Source organism: Streptomyces antimicrobicus (assembly GCF_020532625.1).
Classification (GTDB): domain Bacteria; phylum Actinomycetota; class Actinomycetes; order Streptomycetales; family Streptomycetaceae; genus Streptomyces; species Streptomyces antimicrobicus.
The window spans coordinates 1-15,230 of record NZ_JAJAUY010000015.1; the positions used below are offsets into that span (position 1 = coordinate 1).

The 15,230-nt window shown below is 73.4% G+C and carries 15 protein-coding genes; 8 read left to right on the forward strand and 7 right to left on the reverse strand.

Going from position 1 to position 15,230, the window contains the following annotated elements:
• Positions 1–452 precede the first annotated feature (452 nt).
• The 4 genes from LG632_RS06275 to yjfF all read left to right on the forward strand — a co-directional run bounded on the left by LG632_RS06275 (position 453) and on the right by yjfF (position 5,291).
• A complete protein-coding gene (locus LG632_RS06275) occupies positions 453–1,451 on the forward strand; it encodes an ABC transporter substrate-binding protein (RefSeq protein WP_226725812.1) in 999 nt (332 codons plus the stop codon).
• A 158-nt stretch (positions 1,452–1,609) separates the two neighbouring features.
• Positions 1,610–3,175, forward strand: coding sequence for a sugar ABC transporter ATP-binding protein (locus tag LG632_RS06280; RefSeq protein WP_226725813.1), 1,566 nt, complete (start codon positions 1,610–1,612; stop codon positions 3,173–3,175).
• Positions 3,172–4,272, forward strand: coding sequence for an ABC transporter permease (locus LG632_RS06285; RefSeq protein WP_226725814.1), 1,101 nt, complete (start codon positions 3,172–3,174; stop codon positions 4,270–4,272). Before LG632_RS06280 ends, LG632_RS06285 begins: the two co-directional genes overlap by 4 nt.
• Positions 4,269–5,291 carry a galactofuranose ABC transporter, permease protein YjfF gene (gene yjfF, locus LG632_RS06290; RefSeq protein ID WP_226725815.1) on the forward strand — a complete coding sequence of 341 codons (1,023 nt, stop codon included), beginning with the start codon at positions 4,269–4,271 and terminating at the stop codon, positions 5,289–5,291. Before LG632_RS06285 ends, yjfF begins: the two co-directional genes overlap by 4 nt.
• Positions 5,292–5,319: 28 nt before the next feature.
• Here yjfF and LG632_RS06295 read toward each other — a convergent pair whose 3' ends face one another.
• Positions 5,320–6,342 (reverse strand): LacI family DNA-binding transcriptional regulator, encoded by a 1,023-nt coding sequence (locus LG632_RS06295; RefSeq protein ID WP_374203412.1) that lies wholly within the window; start codon positions 6,340–6,342, stop codon positions 5,320–5,322.
• Between the two features lie 319 nt (positions 6,343–6,661).
• Here LG632_RS06295 and araD point away from each other — a divergent pair, with 319 nt between their 5' ends.
• A complete protein-coding gene (gene araD, locus LG632_RS06300; RefSeq protein ID WP_226725817.1) occupies positions 6,662–7,432 on the forward strand; it encodes an L-ribulose-5-phosphate 4-epimerase AraD in 771 nt (256 codons plus the stop codon).
• A 46-nt stretch (positions 7,433–7,478) separates the two neighbouring features.
• On the opposite strand, the gene LG632_RS06305 is transcribed toward araD, so the two are convergent.
• Positions 7,479–7,847: a VOC family protein gene (locus LG632_RS06305; RefSeq protein ID WP_226725818.1), complete on the reverse strand. Its 369-nt coding sequence runs from the start codon at positions 7,845–7,847 to the stop codon at positions 7,479–7,481.
• 86 nt (positions 7,848–7,933) lie between these two features.
• Here LG632_RS06305 and LG632_RS06310 point away from each other — a divergent pair, with 86 nt between their 5' ends.
• Positions 7,934–8,395: a MarR family winged helix-turn-helix transcriptional regulator gene (locus LG632_RS06310; RefSeq protein WP_226725819.1), complete on the forward strand. Its 462-nt coding sequence runs from the start codon at positions 7,934–7,936 to the stop codon at positions 8,393–8,395.
• A gap of 66 nt (positions 8,396–8,461) precedes the next feature.
• Here LG632_RS06310 and LG632_RS06315 read toward each other — a convergent pair whose 3' ends face one another.
• Positions 8,462–8,863 carry a cupin domain-containing protein gene (locus LG632_RS06315; RefSeq protein WP_226725820.1) on the reverse strand — a complete coding sequence of 134 codons (402 nt, stop codon included), beginning with the start codon at positions 8,861–8,863 and terminating at the stop codon, positions 8,462–8,464.
• A 175-nt stretch (positions 8,864–9,038) separates the two neighbouring features.
• Positions 9,039–10,157: a serine hydrolase domain-containing protein gene (locus LG632_RS06320; protein ID WP_226725821.1), complete on the reverse strand. Its 1,119-nt coding sequence runs from the start codon at positions 10,155–10,157 to the stop codon at positions 9,039–9,041.
• Between the two features lie 188 nt (positions 10,158–10,345).
• Here LG632_RS06320 and LG632_RS06325 point away from each other — a divergent pair, with 188 nt between their 5' ends.
• Complete coding sequence (locus tag LG632_RS06325) at positions 10,346–11,020, forward strand: TetR/AcrR family transcriptional regulator (protein WP_226725822.1); 675 nt, start codon at positions 10,346–10,348, stop codon at positions 11,018–11,020.
• 10 nt (positions 11,021–11,030) lie between these two features.
• Here the strand turns inward: LG632_RS06325 and LG632_RS06330 are convergent, their stop codons facing one another.
• Positions 11,031–12,005: an MBL fold metallo-hydrolase gene (locus LG632_RS06330; protein WP_226725823.1), complete on the reverse strand. Its 975-nt coding sequence runs from the start codon at positions 12,003–12,005 to the stop codon at positions 11,031–11,033.
• A gap of 159 nt (positions 12,006–12,164) precedes the next feature.
• Between LG632_RS06330 and LG632_RS06335 the strand changes: the two genes are divergently transcribed.
• A complete protein-coding gene (locus tag LG632_RS06335; protein ID WP_226725824.1) occupies positions 12,165–12,803 on the forward strand; it encodes a hypothetical protein in 639 nt (212 codons plus the stop codon).
• A 71-nt stretch (positions 12,804–12,874) separates the two neighbouring features.
• Here the strand turns inward: LG632_RS06335 and LG632_RS06340 are convergent, their stop codons facing one another.
• Together LG632_RS06340 and LG632_RS06345 are read right to left on the reverse strand one after the other, a co-directional pair.
• Positions 12,875–13,768, reverse strand: a complete 894-nt coding sequence (locus LG632_RS06340; RefSeq protein WP_226725825.1) for a S1 family peptidase — start codon at positions 13,766–13,768, stop codon at positions 12,875–12,877.
• A 184-nt stretch (positions 13,769–13,952) separates the two neighbouring features.
• Positions 13,953–14,699, reverse strand: coding sequence for an alpha/beta fold hydrolase (locus LG632_RS06345; protein ID WP_226725826.1), 747 nt, complete (start codon positions 14,697–14,699; stop codon positions 13,953–13,955).
• Positions 14,700–15,230: the final 531 nt, after the last annotated feature.

Below are 15,230 nucleotides of genomic sequence, written 5' to 3' on the forward strand. Positions count from 1 at the left end.
GCGGGGGTTCCTCCGTGGTTTTCCGTGGGGGGGGGGGGGGGGGGCGCTTGGCCGCGCCCCCGACTCGATAACGGTGAGGTAAACGCCCGCCAGGGGGTTGAGAACCGGGCTTGTTAGCGCTCACACTGCGACGGCGCCCTCTTCCTCACGGATCCCTCCGCTCCCGACCCGGACTCCCGACCTCGCCGCCACGCCGAACCCGACCCGGACCCGCGAACCCGACCCGGACCCGCGACCCCCACCCGGACCCGCGACTCCGACCCCGCCCTTCTCCACGGCCGCCGCGACCAGCCGGCGGACCCGCGACCCCCGACCCGGACCCGCGATCCGATCGGGCGCGTCGGCCGCCCCCGCCGTCGTGCAGGGCGGCACCTCCGGGGCTCCGGGGGGGGGGGCACGGTCCGGCCCGGCCGTGCGGCGCGTTCTCCCCGCACCTCGAAAGGACACTCGCCATGGCTCGCAGAGCAGCTCTCGTCCTCGCCGCCGCCCTCCTCGCCTCCTCGGCGTTGACCGGCTGCTCGACCCAGGGCCCCGCCGCCGGCCCCTCCTCGGGGGCCGGGGCGGGCCGGGGCGGCACGATCACGCTCGGCTTCTCCCAGGTGGGCGCCGAGAGCGGTTGGCGTACCGCCAACACCAAGTCCGTCCAGGAGGCGGCCAAGAAGGCCGGGATCGACCTCAAGTTCTCCGACGCGCAGCAGAAGCAGGAGAACCAGATCAAGGCGCTGCGCACCTTCATCCAGCAGAAGGTCGACGTCATCGCCTTCTCGCCGGTCGTGGAGTCCGGTTGGGACACGGTGCTGAAGGAGGCCAAGGACGCCGGCATCCCGGTCATCCTCACCGACCGCGCGGTGGACACCAAGGACACCTCCCTCTACAAGACCTTCCTCGGCTCGGACTTCGTCAAGGAGGGCAGGTCCGCGGGCGAGTGGCTGACCGGCGCGTACGCCAACGAGCCGGGCCCGGTCAACATCGTCGAGCTCCAGGGCACCACGGGCTCCGCCCCCGCCAACGACCGCAAGGCCGGCTTCGCCGAGGCCATCCGCGGCGACGGCAAGTTCAAGATCGTCGCCTCGCAGTCGGGCGACTTCACCCGCGCCAAGGGCAAGGAGGTCATGCAGGCGTTCCTGAAGTCCCAGAAGGACATCGACGTCCTCTACGCCCACAACGACGACATGGCCCTCGGCGCCATCCAGGCCATCGAGGAGTCGGGCAAGAAGCCCGGGACGGACATCAAGGTGATCTCGGTGGACGGAATCAAGGACGCCTTCGTCGCGATGACCGAGGGCAAGATCAACGTCGTGGTGGAGTGCAACCCGCTGCTCGGCGACCAGCTGATGGAGCTGGCCAAGAAGGTGGTGGCAGGGGAGAACGTGCCGCCCCGCGTCGAGACCGAGGAGGGTGTCTTCCCGCAGGACAAGGCCGCGGCCGCGCTGCCGTCCCGGAAGTACTGAACCGGGGGCGGCACGGGCGCCGCAGGTCCGGCCCGTGCCGGAAGGCTCCGGCGCCTGCCGCAGACGGTCCGCTTCGGTGCCTCGCCCCCGTACGGGACCGGCCGCTCCCCCCACCCACGACAGACCCGCTCCACCCCCCACCCACGAGAGGAGGGCGGATGGTATCCCCGTCCACCCCGCGTCCCCCGGACCCCGGCGGCCCGCGGCCGCGGCCGGTCCTGGAAGCCCGGGGCATCCACAAGCAGTTCGCGGGCACGGTCGCCCTCGACGGAGTCGCCCTGCGGCTCTTCCCCGGTGAGGTGCACGCCCTGATGGGCGAGAACGGCGCCGGCAAATCCACCTTGATCAAGGTGCTCACCGGCGTCCACCCCGCCGACGGCGGCACCCTCCTCGTCGACGGTCGGCCGCAGGCGTTCGCCGATCCCCTCCAGGCGCAGCGGGCCGGCATCAGCACCGTCTACCAGGAGGTCAACCTCTGCCCGAACCTCTCGGTCGCCGAGAACATCCTCGTCGGGCGCGAGCCGCGCCGGTTCGGTCTCGTCGACCGGTCCGCCCTGCGGCGGCGCGCGGCCGAGCTGCTGAGGGAGCTGGACCTCGACCTGGACGTCACCGCTCCGCTCGGTTCGCACTCCCTGGCGGTGCAGCAACTGGTCGCCATCGCCCGGGCGGTGGACGTCTCGGCGAAGGTGCTCGTGCTGGACGAACCCACCTCCAGCCTGGACCGCGAGGAGGTCGCCCAGCTCTTCACGCTGGTGCGGCGCCTGCGGGACCGCGGTGCGGCCGTCCTGTTCGTCACGCACTTCCTGGACCAGGTGTTCGACCTCTGCGACCGCGTGACCGTCCTGCGCAACGGCCGCCTGGAAGGCGAGTACCCCATCGACCGGCTCACTCCGATGACGCTCGTGCAACGCATGATCGGCGGCGAACTGGCCACCCTCGACCAGCTGTCCGGCCGGGCCCGCCGGGAAGCGGCCGCACGCACGACCGGTGAGCCGTTCCTCCGGGCGCGCCGACTGACCCGCGCGGGCGCGATCGAACCGTACGACCTCGACATCCACGCCGGCGAGGTGGTCGGACTGGCCGGCCTGCTGGGCTCGGGCCGCACCGAGGCGGCACGCCTGCTGTTCGGCGCGGACAGCGCCGACGGCGGAGAGGTCGGCATCGAGGGCGAGAAGGTCCGACTCCGCACCCCCCGCCACGCCATCGCCCGGGGCATCGCGTTCTGCTCCGAGAACCGCAAGGCGGAGGGACTGGTGGGCGAGCTCACGGTCCGCGAGAACATCGTCCTCGCCCTGCAGGCCGCCCGCGGCTGGACCAGGCCGCTGACCCGCGCGAAGCAGGACGAACTGGCCCGGCACTGGATCGAAACCCTGGACATCCGCCCCGCCGACCCCGAGGCGCAGGTACGCCACCTCAGCGGAGGCAACCAGCAGAAGGTGCTCCTCGCACGCTGGTTGCTGACCGCACCCCGGCTCCTGATCCTCGACGAGCCCACCCGGGGCATCGACATCGGGGCCAAGGCGGAGATCCAGAAACTCGTGGCCCGCCTGGCGGGGGAGGGCACCGCCGTGCTGTTCGTCTCGGCGGAACTCGACGAGGTCCTGCGCCTGAGCCACCGCATCGCCGTGCTGCGCGACCACCGGATGGTGGCCACCCTCACGAACGACGGCAGCGTCACGCCCGAACGCATCCTCACGACCATCGCCACCGGAGCGGACTCATGACCCACCAGCCTCCCCGGCCCGGACCGGTCGCCGCGATCGGGAGACGCCTGGGCGGTCACCACCTGCTGTGGCCCACGCTGACCCTGCTCGCCCTCCTCCTCGGCAACGTCGCGTTCCAGCACGACTTCTTCTCCGTCCGGGTACGCGACGGCCACCTCTACGGCAGCCTCGTCGACATCCTGCAGTTCGGCGCGCCCCTGACCCTGGTGGCGCTCGGCATGACCCTCGTCATCGCCACCCGCGGCATCGACCTCTCGGTGGGTGCCACCGTCGCCATCGCCGCCGCCCTCGCCTGCGGGCACATCTCCACCTCCGCGCGTCCGGGCAGCGTCACCACGGTGCTGACGGCCGTCGCCCTCGCGCTCGGCGTCGCCGTCGTGCTGGGCCTCGCCAACGGCCTGCTGGTGTCCGGGCTGGGAGTGCAGCCGATCGTGGCCACCTTGATCCTCATGGTCGCCGGCCGCGGCGTCGCCCAGCTGATCACCGGCGGACAGATCGTCACGGTGACCAGCGCCCCCTACAAGATGATCGGGGGCGGCTACTGGCTGACCTTCCCGTTCGCCGTCCTCCTGGCCACCGCCCTCGTCGTGCTCACCGCCCTCCTCACCCGCCGCACCGCCCTCGGCCTGCTGATCGAGTCCGTGGGCGGCAACCCCGCCGCCAGCCGCCTGGTCGGCATCCGCGCCGGTGGTCTGCTCGCCCTGGTCTACGTCTTCAGCGCGCTGTGCGCCGCGGTCGCCGGGCTGATGATCAGTTCCAACGTCTCCAGCGCCGACGGCAACAACGCCGGACTGTGGATCGAACTCGACGCGATCCTCGCCGTCGTCGTCGGCGGTACCGCCCTGACCGGAGGACGCTTCTCCATCGGCGGCACCGTCCTGGGCGCCCTGATCATCCAGACCCTGTCCACCACCGTCTACACCCTCGGCGTCCCGCCCGAGACCACCCTCGTCTTCAAGGCCTTCGTCGTCGTGGTGGTCTGCCTCGTCCAGTCCCCGGTCTTCCGGGCGAAGGTCCTGCGCCGCCGCGGCAGGACCACTCCCCGGCCCCGCAGCACCGCGGACGCCGCCCCCCACCAGCAGGAGGTACGCGCATGAGCACCGGCACGGCGGGCACCGCCGCGCGCCCGACCCGTCCCTTCGCGACCGTGTCCCCGCGCACCCGCACCCGCGTCCCCCTGCTCGTCACGGCCGTCCTGCTCGTCGCCATGTTCACCGTCGGATCGGTGCGCTACGAGGGCTTCCTCTCCGCACAGGTCGGGCTGAACCTGCTGATCGACAACGGATTCCTCCTGGTCGTCGCGGTCGGGGCCACCTTCGTGGTCCTCACCGGCGGCATCGATCTGTCCGTCGGCTCCATGGTGGCCCTGTCGACGGTGCTCACCGCCTGGCTGGTCGAGTCGCAGGGCCGGCCCCTGGCCGCCGTCGTCCCCCTGGTCCTGCTGGTCGGCGCCGCGAGCGGGGCCCTCATGGGCTGGATCATCCACACCTTCGAGATCCAGCCGTTCGTCGTCACCCTGGCCGGCATGTTCCTCGCCCGCGGGCTCTGCTACACCATCAGCACCGAATCCGTCACGATCACCGATCCCACGACGGTGGCCCTCGCGCAGACCCGGCTGTACGGCCCCGGAGGGCTGTTCGTCTCCATCCCGGTGGTCGTCGCCCTGGCCGTGCTGGTACTCGCCTTCGTGGTCCTGCACCACACCCGTTTCGGCCGTACCGTGTACGCGCTGGGCGGCAACGAGTCCTCCGCCCGCCTGATGGGCCTTCCGGTGGGCACCACCAAGATCGCCGTGTACGCCGTCAGCGGTCTGTGCTCCGCCCTCGGCGGCCTGCTGCTGACCCTGTACATGCTCTCCGGCTACGCCCTCCACGCCATGGGCATGGAACTCGACGCGATCGCCGCCACCGTGATCGGCGGCACGCTGCTGACCGGGGGCTCCGGCTTCGTCCTGGGCACGGCCCTCGGCGTGCTCGTCCTCGGCATGATCCAGACGTTCGTCAACTTCCAGGGCACGCTGAGCTCCTGGTGGACCCGGATCGTGATCGGCGCCCTGCTGCTCGTCTTCATCGTGCTGCAACGCCTGATGGGCGGTCGCCGCCCCGCCGCCGGCTGAGCCGACGGACGCCCCGGCCCGCGGCGGGTCATTCCCCGGAGGGAAGGCTCCTGCGGGCCGTACTGGCCCGCACGATGAGCTCCGGGGCCACCACCAGGTGCGTCGACTCCGCGGTCCGGCCTTCGATGTGGTCCAGGAGCAGCCCGATGCTGGCCCGGCCGAGCGAGGCGAAGTCCTGACGGATGGTCGTCAGCGGGGGCGGGAAGAACTCCGCCTCGGGGATGTCGTCGAAGCCGGCGACCGCCACGTCCTCCGGGGTTCGAAGGCCCGCTTCGCGCAGTGCCCGTAGCACCCCGAGGGCCATCTGGTCGTTGGCGACGAACACCGCGGTGAGGCCCGCCCCCCGGCCCCGTGGCGCCCGGACCCGTCCCGCGAGCTGCTGGCCCGCCTGGTACCCGGACAGCGGACTCCAGTCGCCGCGCAGCAGGGGCGGCACCTCGGCGCCGGCCTCGCGCAGCGCGTCCTCCCACCCCTGGGTGCGGGCCTCGCTCTCCAGCCAGTCGGGCGGGCCCGCGACGTGCCAGACGGTGGCGTGGCCCGACGCGAGGAGGTGCTCGGTGATCAGGCGCGCGCCGAGGTTCTGGTCCAGCGACACTCCTGGCAGGTCCAGGGTGTGGCCGCCTTCCACGGTGACCACCGGGCACGGCGCTTCCAGGGCCGCCAGGGCGCGCACCGCGTCGCGCTGGGGAGTGACGGCGACGATCCCCTCCACGCCCCAGCCGGCGAGGTGGTGCATGGCCTCGGCGAGGGCGGTCTGCGTGGCGGTCCGCAGCGTGACGGCGGAGGTCAGGTAGCCGCGCTCCCGAGCCGCCTCCTGGACTCCGGCCAGGGTGCTGGCGGGGCCGTGCAGCGTGGTGTTCACCGCGATGACGCCCAGCGTGTGGGTCCGGCGCGTGGCCAGGGCACGGGCCGCCGAGTTGCGGCGGTACCCCAGCTGCTCGATGACCTGGGTCACCGCGGCCCGGGTCTTGGCGCTGACGTTCGGATGGCCGCTGAGCACCCGTGAAACGGTCTGGTGGGACACGCCGGCGACGCGCGCGACGTCCGTCATCGTAGGCGCTCGCGAGACGTCCGGGAGCTGTGTCAACTCTCTTCCCCTTCCTCGTCGAGCGGCCTTCCCTCACGGTACCGAACCGGCCGCGGCCCGCACACATCCCCACCGACCGCTCGGAGGCCGATGCGGCTCGCGATGTTCGCGGTCACATTATGCAGCGGGCTTCGCCCGGCGAGGGGAAGCAATCTTCGTACGTGCTCTTGAGGTTTTGACTTGTTAGCGCTCACAATTCTACGGGGGCTGCGACCGGGCATCCGTGGTGCCCGGCGCGGCCCCCCGATCGGTCCCGCCCCCTCACGAAGACGGTGAAGGCCCAGTGAGCAAGACCATCCTCAAGGAGCTCCGCCGCGAGGTCCTCGAAGCGAACCTGCGCATCCCCGAGGCGGGTCTGGCCACCCTCACCTGGGGGAACGTCAGCGGCGTGGACCGGGACGCCGGCGTCTTCGTCATCAAGCCGTCCGGGGTCTCCTACGCCGACCTCACCGAGGAGGACCTGGTGGCGGTGGCGCTGGAGGACGGGCGGGTCGTCGACGGGCAGCTGAGGCCGTCCACCGACACGGAAACCCATCGGTGCCTCTACCGGGCCTTCCCCTCGATCGGGGGCGTCACCCACACGCACTCGACGCACGCCGTCGCCTTCGCCCAGGCGCGCCATCCGATCCCCGTGCTCGGCACGACCCACGCCGACACCTTCAACGGGCCCGTCCCCGTGACGGCGGACCTCACCGCCGAGCAGTGCGCGCGGGACTACGAGTACAACACCGGCCAGGTGATCGTCGCCCTGCTCGGCGGCGACCCCCGGCGGGCCGAGGAGGTCCCCGGGGCGCTCGTCTCCCGGCACGGCCCCTTCACCTGGGGCGCCACCGCGAAGGCCGCGCTGGAGAACGCCGTCGTCTGCGAGGCCGTGGCGGAGATGGCGCTGCACACGCTGGCGTTGGAGTCCCGCCTCGGGGGCGCCTCCGCGCCGCCGGGGCATCTGCTGGAGCGGCACTTCACCCGCAAGCACGGCCCCGGCGCCTATTACGGCAACGTCCCCCGGACCAGGACCCGGACGGCCGAGGCCGCGCCCCGCCCCGGCGGCGCGTGATCAGGCGGTGCCTGATCCGGGCGGTGCGCCGGCTCGGCGGCCGGGCTCAGCCTCCGTGCGCGGTCAGGCGGTAGCCCTCGGGGCCGGTGAAGGTGAACGCGGGGCCGAACGGGGTGGCCTGGAGCGGAGTGGCCTCGACGCCCGCGGTCAGCAGCTGTTCGCGCAACTGCGCGGCGTCCGTGGTCCGCAGCCAGAGCGCCACTCCCAGGCCGGGGCGGGAGTCGCCGTCCAGCTCGACGCCCGGGAGCGGCTCGCGGACGGCGAACGGGACGGGGCTGCCGGCGAAGACCACCGCGCCGGGAGGGGAAGAGGGCGCGCGGCGCATCCCGAGGCGCTCTTCGAAGAATTCCGCTGCGGCCTGCACGTCCTTCACCTGCAGGGCGATGAAGTCGGGGCCGTCGACGGTGGCGGGCATGGTTCCTCCGGAAAAAGGGTGGGCGTATGTCAATGTGTTGACATGCCGACGATAGGGCCGGCCCTTGGGTATGTCAAAATGCTTACATGGAAGAGCGTGTGCCAGTCCCTCCGCCCCACCCCGCTCGGGACATCACCGAGCACGTCGGATACCGCCTCAAGCGCGCGGCCGCCGCGCTGCGCGGCGCCATGGACAAGGTCCTGCGCGAGCACGGCCTCACCGTGCCGCAGTACTCCTGCCTCGAACTCCTCGACGAGAACCCGGGCCTGTCCAACGCCGACCTCGCCCGCGGCACCTTCGTCACCCGCCAGTCCGCGAACGTCGTCCTGCGCGGCCTGAAGGAAGCCGGTCTGATCACCCGGCCCGCCACCGCCGACCACGGCCGCGCCCTGCCCGTCCACCTCACCCCCGCCGGACACGAGCGCCTGCATGCCGCCCGTGCCGCCGTCTACGCCGTCGAGGAACGCATGATCCACGCCATCCCCGGCAGGCGCCTGACGGCCCTCCTCGCGGACCTCGACGCCATGGCCGAGGCGCTCGGCGAGTGAACGGGAGGAACCCCGGGCCGACGTGCGGCCGGGGTTCCTCACGGGCGGGACCGGGCCGGCCGGCGGTCAGTCCCTGGGCGGGGCTTCGGTGCGCCGTTGCAGGCGGCTGCCGCGCGGCAGGGTGACGGACATGATGTCGCTGGGGCCGTCCAGGGCGATGCGGTGCCATCGCCCGCGCGGGACGACGGCCGCCGTTCCGGCCGTCAGTCGGATCTCCTCCTCCGCCTCTCCCGGCCGCTCCGGACGGAAGTGCAGGCGTATCCCGCCGGTGAGGCAGGACACGAGCTCGTCGGCGGCGGAGTGGACCTCCCAGTGGTCGCCGTGGACGTCGGCGTCGGTCTCCACGTGGAAGGTCATCAACTGCCAGCCGTCCCGCTCGGTGTCGAACACGGGCGGCTCGGCGCTCACCCGACCGCTGGGGTCGAGGTGGAGGAAGGAGGAGAAGAGGTCGATCGGTGCTGCGGTCATGCGGCGTCCGTTCTGTGGGTTCCATCCGGTGGGGTGGCGCGGGCAGCTGCGCGCACGGTGGCGGGCAGGCGGGCGCCGGGAGGCGAGCCGGCGGCGGGCCGGTGATGGGTGGACCGGTCAGGGCCGGGCCGGTGGTGGGCGGGCCGGTGGGGGCCGGGCCGGTGGGCGTCGCCCGTCAGCCGTGCATCGCCACGCGGTAGAAATCCGCGAGCGCGTGGTCGATGGGGTGGGGCTGCGGCTTGCCGGAGGGGTCGAGCCGGTTCCACCGCTGCATGTTCACCGCGACGGCCATCTGCCGGATGCCGTCGGCGCGGGTCATGGCCAGGGCTCCGCCGCCCCAGACCGTGCCGCCGTGCCCCCAGAAGGCGGCCTGGTCAGGTCCCTCCATCGGGTACAGGCCGAGGCCGTAGGCGATCGTCCTCCCCTCCTGGTTGACGATCGCGACGGTGCGCCGCATCTCGGTCAGCGACGACGGGCTGACGATCTCCCCGGCCAGAAGCAGGCGGTAGAAGCGGTTGACGTCCGAGACGGTCGAGATCAGGGAGGCCGACGGCCCCACCCACGACATGTCGAAGGTGCTGTAGTCGCGCGGCGGGTCGATCATGCCGAACCACGCCTCGTAGAGCCGCGAGTGGGGACCGTCGACGTCCGGTCCCGCGGGGAACGAGGTGTCCCGGAGCCCGGCGCGCTCGATCACGTCCCGGGTGATGCACTGCTCGGCCGTCCCGCCGGTCACCTGTTCCAACAGCTGCACCAGGAGCAGGTAGTTGGTGTTGGAGTACACCCCCGGCGTGCCGCCCGGGGTGCCGACGGCGGGGGCGGTGACCCCCTTCTCGATCAGGTCGAGCGGGTCGAACCGCGTGAGCCGGTGGTCGTCCAGGCTCTGGGGCCCGGTGTCCGCGAGGACGGGGAACGCCTTGAGGGAGGGGTAGGCGTACGGCAGGTACTCGGCGAGGCCGCTGGTGTGGTTGAGCAGCATCCGGACGGTGATCGCGGCGCCGAGTTCTGCGGGGACCAGCCGCGGGAGGTAGCGGCCGATCGGTGTGTCGAGCCCGATCCGGCCGCGGTCGACCTGCTGGAGGACCGCCGCGGCGGTGAAGGTCTTGGTGATGCTGCCGACGCGGTGGCGCATGTCGGTGGTGACGGGACGGCCGGTGGTCACGTCGGCGACGCCGGCGGCGCCGCGCCAGACCTGGTCACCGTGCCGTACCTCGGCGAACAGGCCCGGCATCCCGGCCCGGTGGACGTTCTCGACGGCGGCGTCCAGCGCGGCTAAGTCCAGGGGGTTCCTCATGGCACACGTCCTTGTCTCAGGGGCCGGGGCCGATCTCGCATCGGTCGCCGACCCGGGGTGGCGGGGCATGCGCGGCACGGCGGCCCGGCTGTCTGCCGGGATCGCTCGGCACGCTCATGCCCTCATTATGCACGCGGTGCGTGCAACACCAAGTGCATCGGTAGACTGGGCGCGACGAGAGGGGCGAGATGGCAGGCCGAAGGCGTTGGTCGACCGAGGAAATCCTGGACGCGGCCGCGGAGTTGCTGCGCACGAGCGACACGGAGTCGTTCAGCGTGCGCAAGCTCGCCGCGACCCTGGGGACCGATTCCTCCAGCCTCTACCGGCACTTCCGCAGCAAGACCGAACTGCTGCGCGCGGTCGCCGACCGGATCCTGCTGGCCTCGATGGAGGGCTACCGCGCCGAGGGCGACTGGAAGCAGCGCATCACCGCCCTGGCCCTGCGCGTGCGGGAGGCGTTCGGCCAGCAGCCCCAACTGGCCGCCGTCTGGGGGCGGTACGCGTCAGGCGGGACCGGTTCCCGCCTGGTGATGGAAGAGGTGCTCCAGGCCCTGCGCGCGGCGGGACTGCCCGACGAGGAGATCCCGGGGCGCTACCACCGGCTCGCGGTCCTCATCGCCGCGCTGATCGCCTCCGAGGCCGGAGTCAGCACCATCACCCCGGAGGAGTACGAACAGGGCATGGAGCTGTTCCGGGTCGCCGTACTGGGCGCCGACCCCGAACGCTTCCCCGCCCTGGCCCACTTCGCCCGCGACGTCCGCCCCCTCGGGGCGGACCGGAGCGCCGCGTTCGAAGAGATCCTCGCCGCCCACCTCGCCCACATCGAGGCCGCGATCGCCCCGAGTCGGCCGCCCGGCTCCTGAACGGCCGCGATCACACCGCGTGGAACGGCTCCGTCAGATGCGGCGTCGCCAGGTGCAGCGTCGTCGCGGCTCCGCGGCCGAGCATGCGCTCGCGCGACCGCCGTGCCGCCTCGGGGTCGGTCTCGTGGGCGTAGGCGAGCTCGGGGTGGAGCAGTTGCAGGGCGTGCACCAGGAGGTCGCCGGTGACGAGCGCCGACTCGCGGCCGTCGGCGACCAGGACGCTCTGGTGGCCGGGCGTGTGACCCGGCGTGGCGACCACGCGCCCGGTGCGCAACGGCGTGTCCCCGTCGAGGAGCCGGAGCCGGCCGGCGGCCTGGAGCGGGTCGGTGAGGGTCTCGCGCAGTTGCGGGTTGAGCGTGTCGAGAGCGTCGAACTCGGCCCGCTGGAGGAGGTAGTGCGCGTTCGGGAAGTACGGGCGGCGGCCCCCGGCCGTCCCACCCGAGGCCGTTCCGCCCGAGGCCGTCGCGTCGGCCGCGCCGCCGGCCGAAGCGTCGTCACCCACCGCGCAGCCGCCCGAAGCGCAGCCGCCCGAAGCGCCGCCGCCGGAAGCGCCGCCGCCCGCTGACGGGACGCCCGCTGACGGGACGGCCGCCTCGGTGACCACCGCCCACCCGACGTGGTCGGTGTGCAGGTGCGTGAGCACGACGGTGTCGACGTCGGCCGGGTCGATGCCCGCGGCGGCGAGCGAGGCGGGCAGCACACCGGGCACGGGTGCCCACGACGAGGCCGGACTGTCCGCCGGACCGATCCCGGCGTCCACGACGGTGACGCCCTTCTCGCCGCGGATCGCGTACGCCCGGAACCGGAGCCGCCAGCGGCCCTCGGCGTCGACCGCGCCCGGGTCGTAGCGGTCGGCCGCGGCCCACTGGGCGGCCGTCGCCCCGGGGAACGCCTCGGCGCGCGGCGAGAAGAACGGGCCCTCGCCGTCGGGGAGGGCGATGATCTCGGTCGAGCCGATCCGGAGGAAGGGAACGCTCAGGGGCATGGCAGCGATCCTGCCACGTCGTCCCCCTGGTGCGTACGGCGGCCCCCCTGATGATCATCTTCGCGGCCGCATCGGCGAGAATGCCTGATCAGGGCCTTCCGGGGCCGGACTTGGCAGGGAGCGTCCCGGCTCCCGTGGTGACGAAGGGGAGCACGCCCGTTGAACGCCGAGCACGCTGAGGCGCGCGATCAGGTCCAGCCGTTCGTGCACCCGGGGGAGCGGCTGATCGCCGTCTGCTCCGTCCAGCCGGCCCCGGGTGTGCCCACCCCTCCCGCGCATCTGGTGACCCTCGCCGAACCGCCTGCGGTGGTCCGCAAGGTCGAGGGGATGCTGCCCGGGCCGCTGCGCCGGCTGGCGCGGTCCCGGGTGCTCGACCCGCAGCGCTCCCGGCCCGCGGCGGTGGCCGACGCCGTGGACCGGGCCCCGGACGTGCTGGACGACGCGGCAGCCCGGATGCTGCACGGCCCCGGCATGGAGGGCGGCTGGCAGAGCACGGCCGGGGACTACGTGATCCGGCGGGCCGGCACGCGCGGTTGGTCCGGGGACGTGCTGGCGGTCACCGACCGCCGCTGGTTCGCCGTCCGGGACGCCTCGCCGCTGTGGCGGGCGGCGAAGGAGCCGAGGCTGTACTGGGAGGCGCCGCGTACGGCGGTCACCGCGCTGCGCGCGCACCCCAAGGGAGTGCTGCAGAAGGGCCGCATGGACCTGTGGTTCGCCGACGGCTCCTGGGTCGCGCTGTGCGCGGACGTACCCGCGCACGCCCAGCCGTTCACCGAGGCCGCCGCCCGCTACGCCTGACCGTTCCCTGCCGGGGGCCCGGCCCCGGCACGGGACCGCCGTACGACGACGGCCCCGCGCGGCGCCGTGGGTCAGGACAGGGTGACCTTGTACTTGGCCAGCGCCTCCGGCACCGGCTGGTAGAAGGTCGTGCCGCCGACGGTGCAGTTGCCGCTGCCGCCGGAGGTGATGCCGAGGGCCTTCGAGCCGTCGTAGAGCGCGCCGCCCGAATCGCCGGGCTCCGCACACACGTTGGTCTGGATCATGCCCCGGACCGTGCCGCCGCCGCTGTAGCGGACGGTCGCGTCGAGCCCGGTGACCGTGCCGCTCTTGGTGCCCGTGGTCGAGCCGCTGCGCTTGACCGGCTCGCCCACGTAGGCGTCGGCGGCGGTGAACCCGCCGGGCGCGCTGATCGAGGCGTTGTCGTAGCGGACGAGGGCGTAGTCGTTGCCGGGGAAGCTCGAACCGACGGTCGGGCCGACCGGCGTGCTCTGCGCGGAGTTGGTGTACCAGGTCTTGACGACGTTGCCGCAGTGACCGGCGGTCAGGAAGTAGCGGGTGCTGCCGCTGACGGCGTTGAAGGCGACCGAACAGCGGTATCCGCCGCCGTAGACGGCGTCACCCGGACCGAGCAGCGGGGTGAAGGTCCCGGGGGTGCGTTCGATGCGCAGCGCCCCGGCGTTCGCGCCCGCCGCCCTCTTGATCCTCGCCACGCCCGCCTCGGAGACGGTGCTGTCGACCGTGACCACGACCCGTCCGTTGGCCGCGTCCTTGTACCAGGCGGTGCCGCCGACGTCCGCGCCGAGCAGCGCCTGGTCGACCGCGGCGAGTTCGGCGGCGCCGAAGGAGGCGGGGGCGGCCGCCTGCGCGGTCGGCCCGGCGAGCACGGTGGCCGCCAGCAGCCCGGCCGCGGCGGCCGCGATCGCGGTGCGCCGGGTGGTGGGGGTCGGGGGGGTGATGGGGGACGCGGTGCGCGTGTTCCTCACTGGTCTCCTCCTCGGAGCGTCGGGGCCCGGTGGGTGGGGGGCCCTGTGAGGCCCGTCAGGAATGGCGTGTTCCTGACAAGCGCTCCGGGGAGTATGCGGAAGCCCCGTCCCCCCGCACAAGCCCACGGACGCCACCCCTGACCCCCACGTCCCGGCCGGACCGCCCCGGCGGGGGACCCGGGCCCTACGCCTGGAGGCGTCGGGTCAGGAAGGCTGCGGTGCGGTCCCCCCAGGTGGCGACGTCGGCGCGGGTGCGGGAGACGTGGAGTTCGGCGTGCGGGAGGTGTTCGGTCAGGGTCCGCGCGGTCGAGACGGGATGGCCCGGGTCGTCGGCCCACGTGAGGATCAGGGCGGGGCAGGGGAGTGCGGCGAGCTCGGCGGGCCCGGGCAGGTCCGACGCGGCGAGGCCCCGCAGCACGGCCGGCAGGAGTTCGGCCGGCGGCGTGGGCGGCTGCTCGGGGACGTCGGCCACGACCGGCGGGCGCGGCCGGCCCCTCTGGGCGGCCGACCAGGCGTCGGCGCCCTCCCGCTCGACGGTGTCGGCCGCCGACCGGTTGGCCCGCGCGTAGGCCGGTCGGGTCTCCCACGCGGTGGGCGGGAGGAGGAGGACCAGTCGGGAGAACCGGGCGGGGGCACGGACCGCGGCGTGCAGCACGGTGCCGCAGCCCATCGACGCGCCGATGGCGTCGACGGGGCCGGTGGCGCGCAGGTGGTCCAGCAGGGCCAGCAGGTCGTCGGCGAGCGAGGCGTAGGTGTAGTCGGCGGCGACGGCCCGACCGGTCGACCGGCCGTGGCCCCGGGCGTCGTAGCGGACGAGGCATCGCCCGGCCTCCAGCACGGGCGTCCAGCGGAACAGACCCATCCGGTCCTCGGCGGACCGGCTGGCGAAGCCGCCGTGCGCGTACACCGCCGGTGGGCCCTGCCCGGCCACGTCGTAGGCGATCTCCGCGCCCCGGTGGCGGAAGCGGCCTTCCCTGGCGTGGCGGCTTTCCCCGGCCGGGCGGCTTTTCCCGGGCGGAAGGCTTTCCCCGGGCGGGCGGCCTCCCGTGCTTCCCGGGCCGTCGATGGCTCCCGGGCCTTCCACGCCTCCCGGGCCGTCCCCGCCTCCCGGACCCTCCACGCCTGCGGAGCCCCCCGCGCCTCCCGGGCCGTCCAGGCCGTCCAGGCCGTCCAAGTCGGCCGGGTCGCCCAACCCTGCCGGGTCGTCGGCGGCTCCCGGGCCCTTCGGCCCCCGCCGCCCTTGCGGGTCTCCCGTGACTTCCATGGTCCTCGCCTGCACGTGTTCCCGGGCGTCGTCGTCCGGAGCAAGGCTATGCCGGGGTGGCCGGCGGACGGTGGTCCCTTACCGTAGCGATCCGGTCAGTCTGTACCGATTCGCCCGGCGCCTGCCGCCGCCCCCACCAGGGCGGCGGCAGCAAAGGCGGTACGCCACCCTGCCGCAGTGGCACGGCCCGGAGCTGGG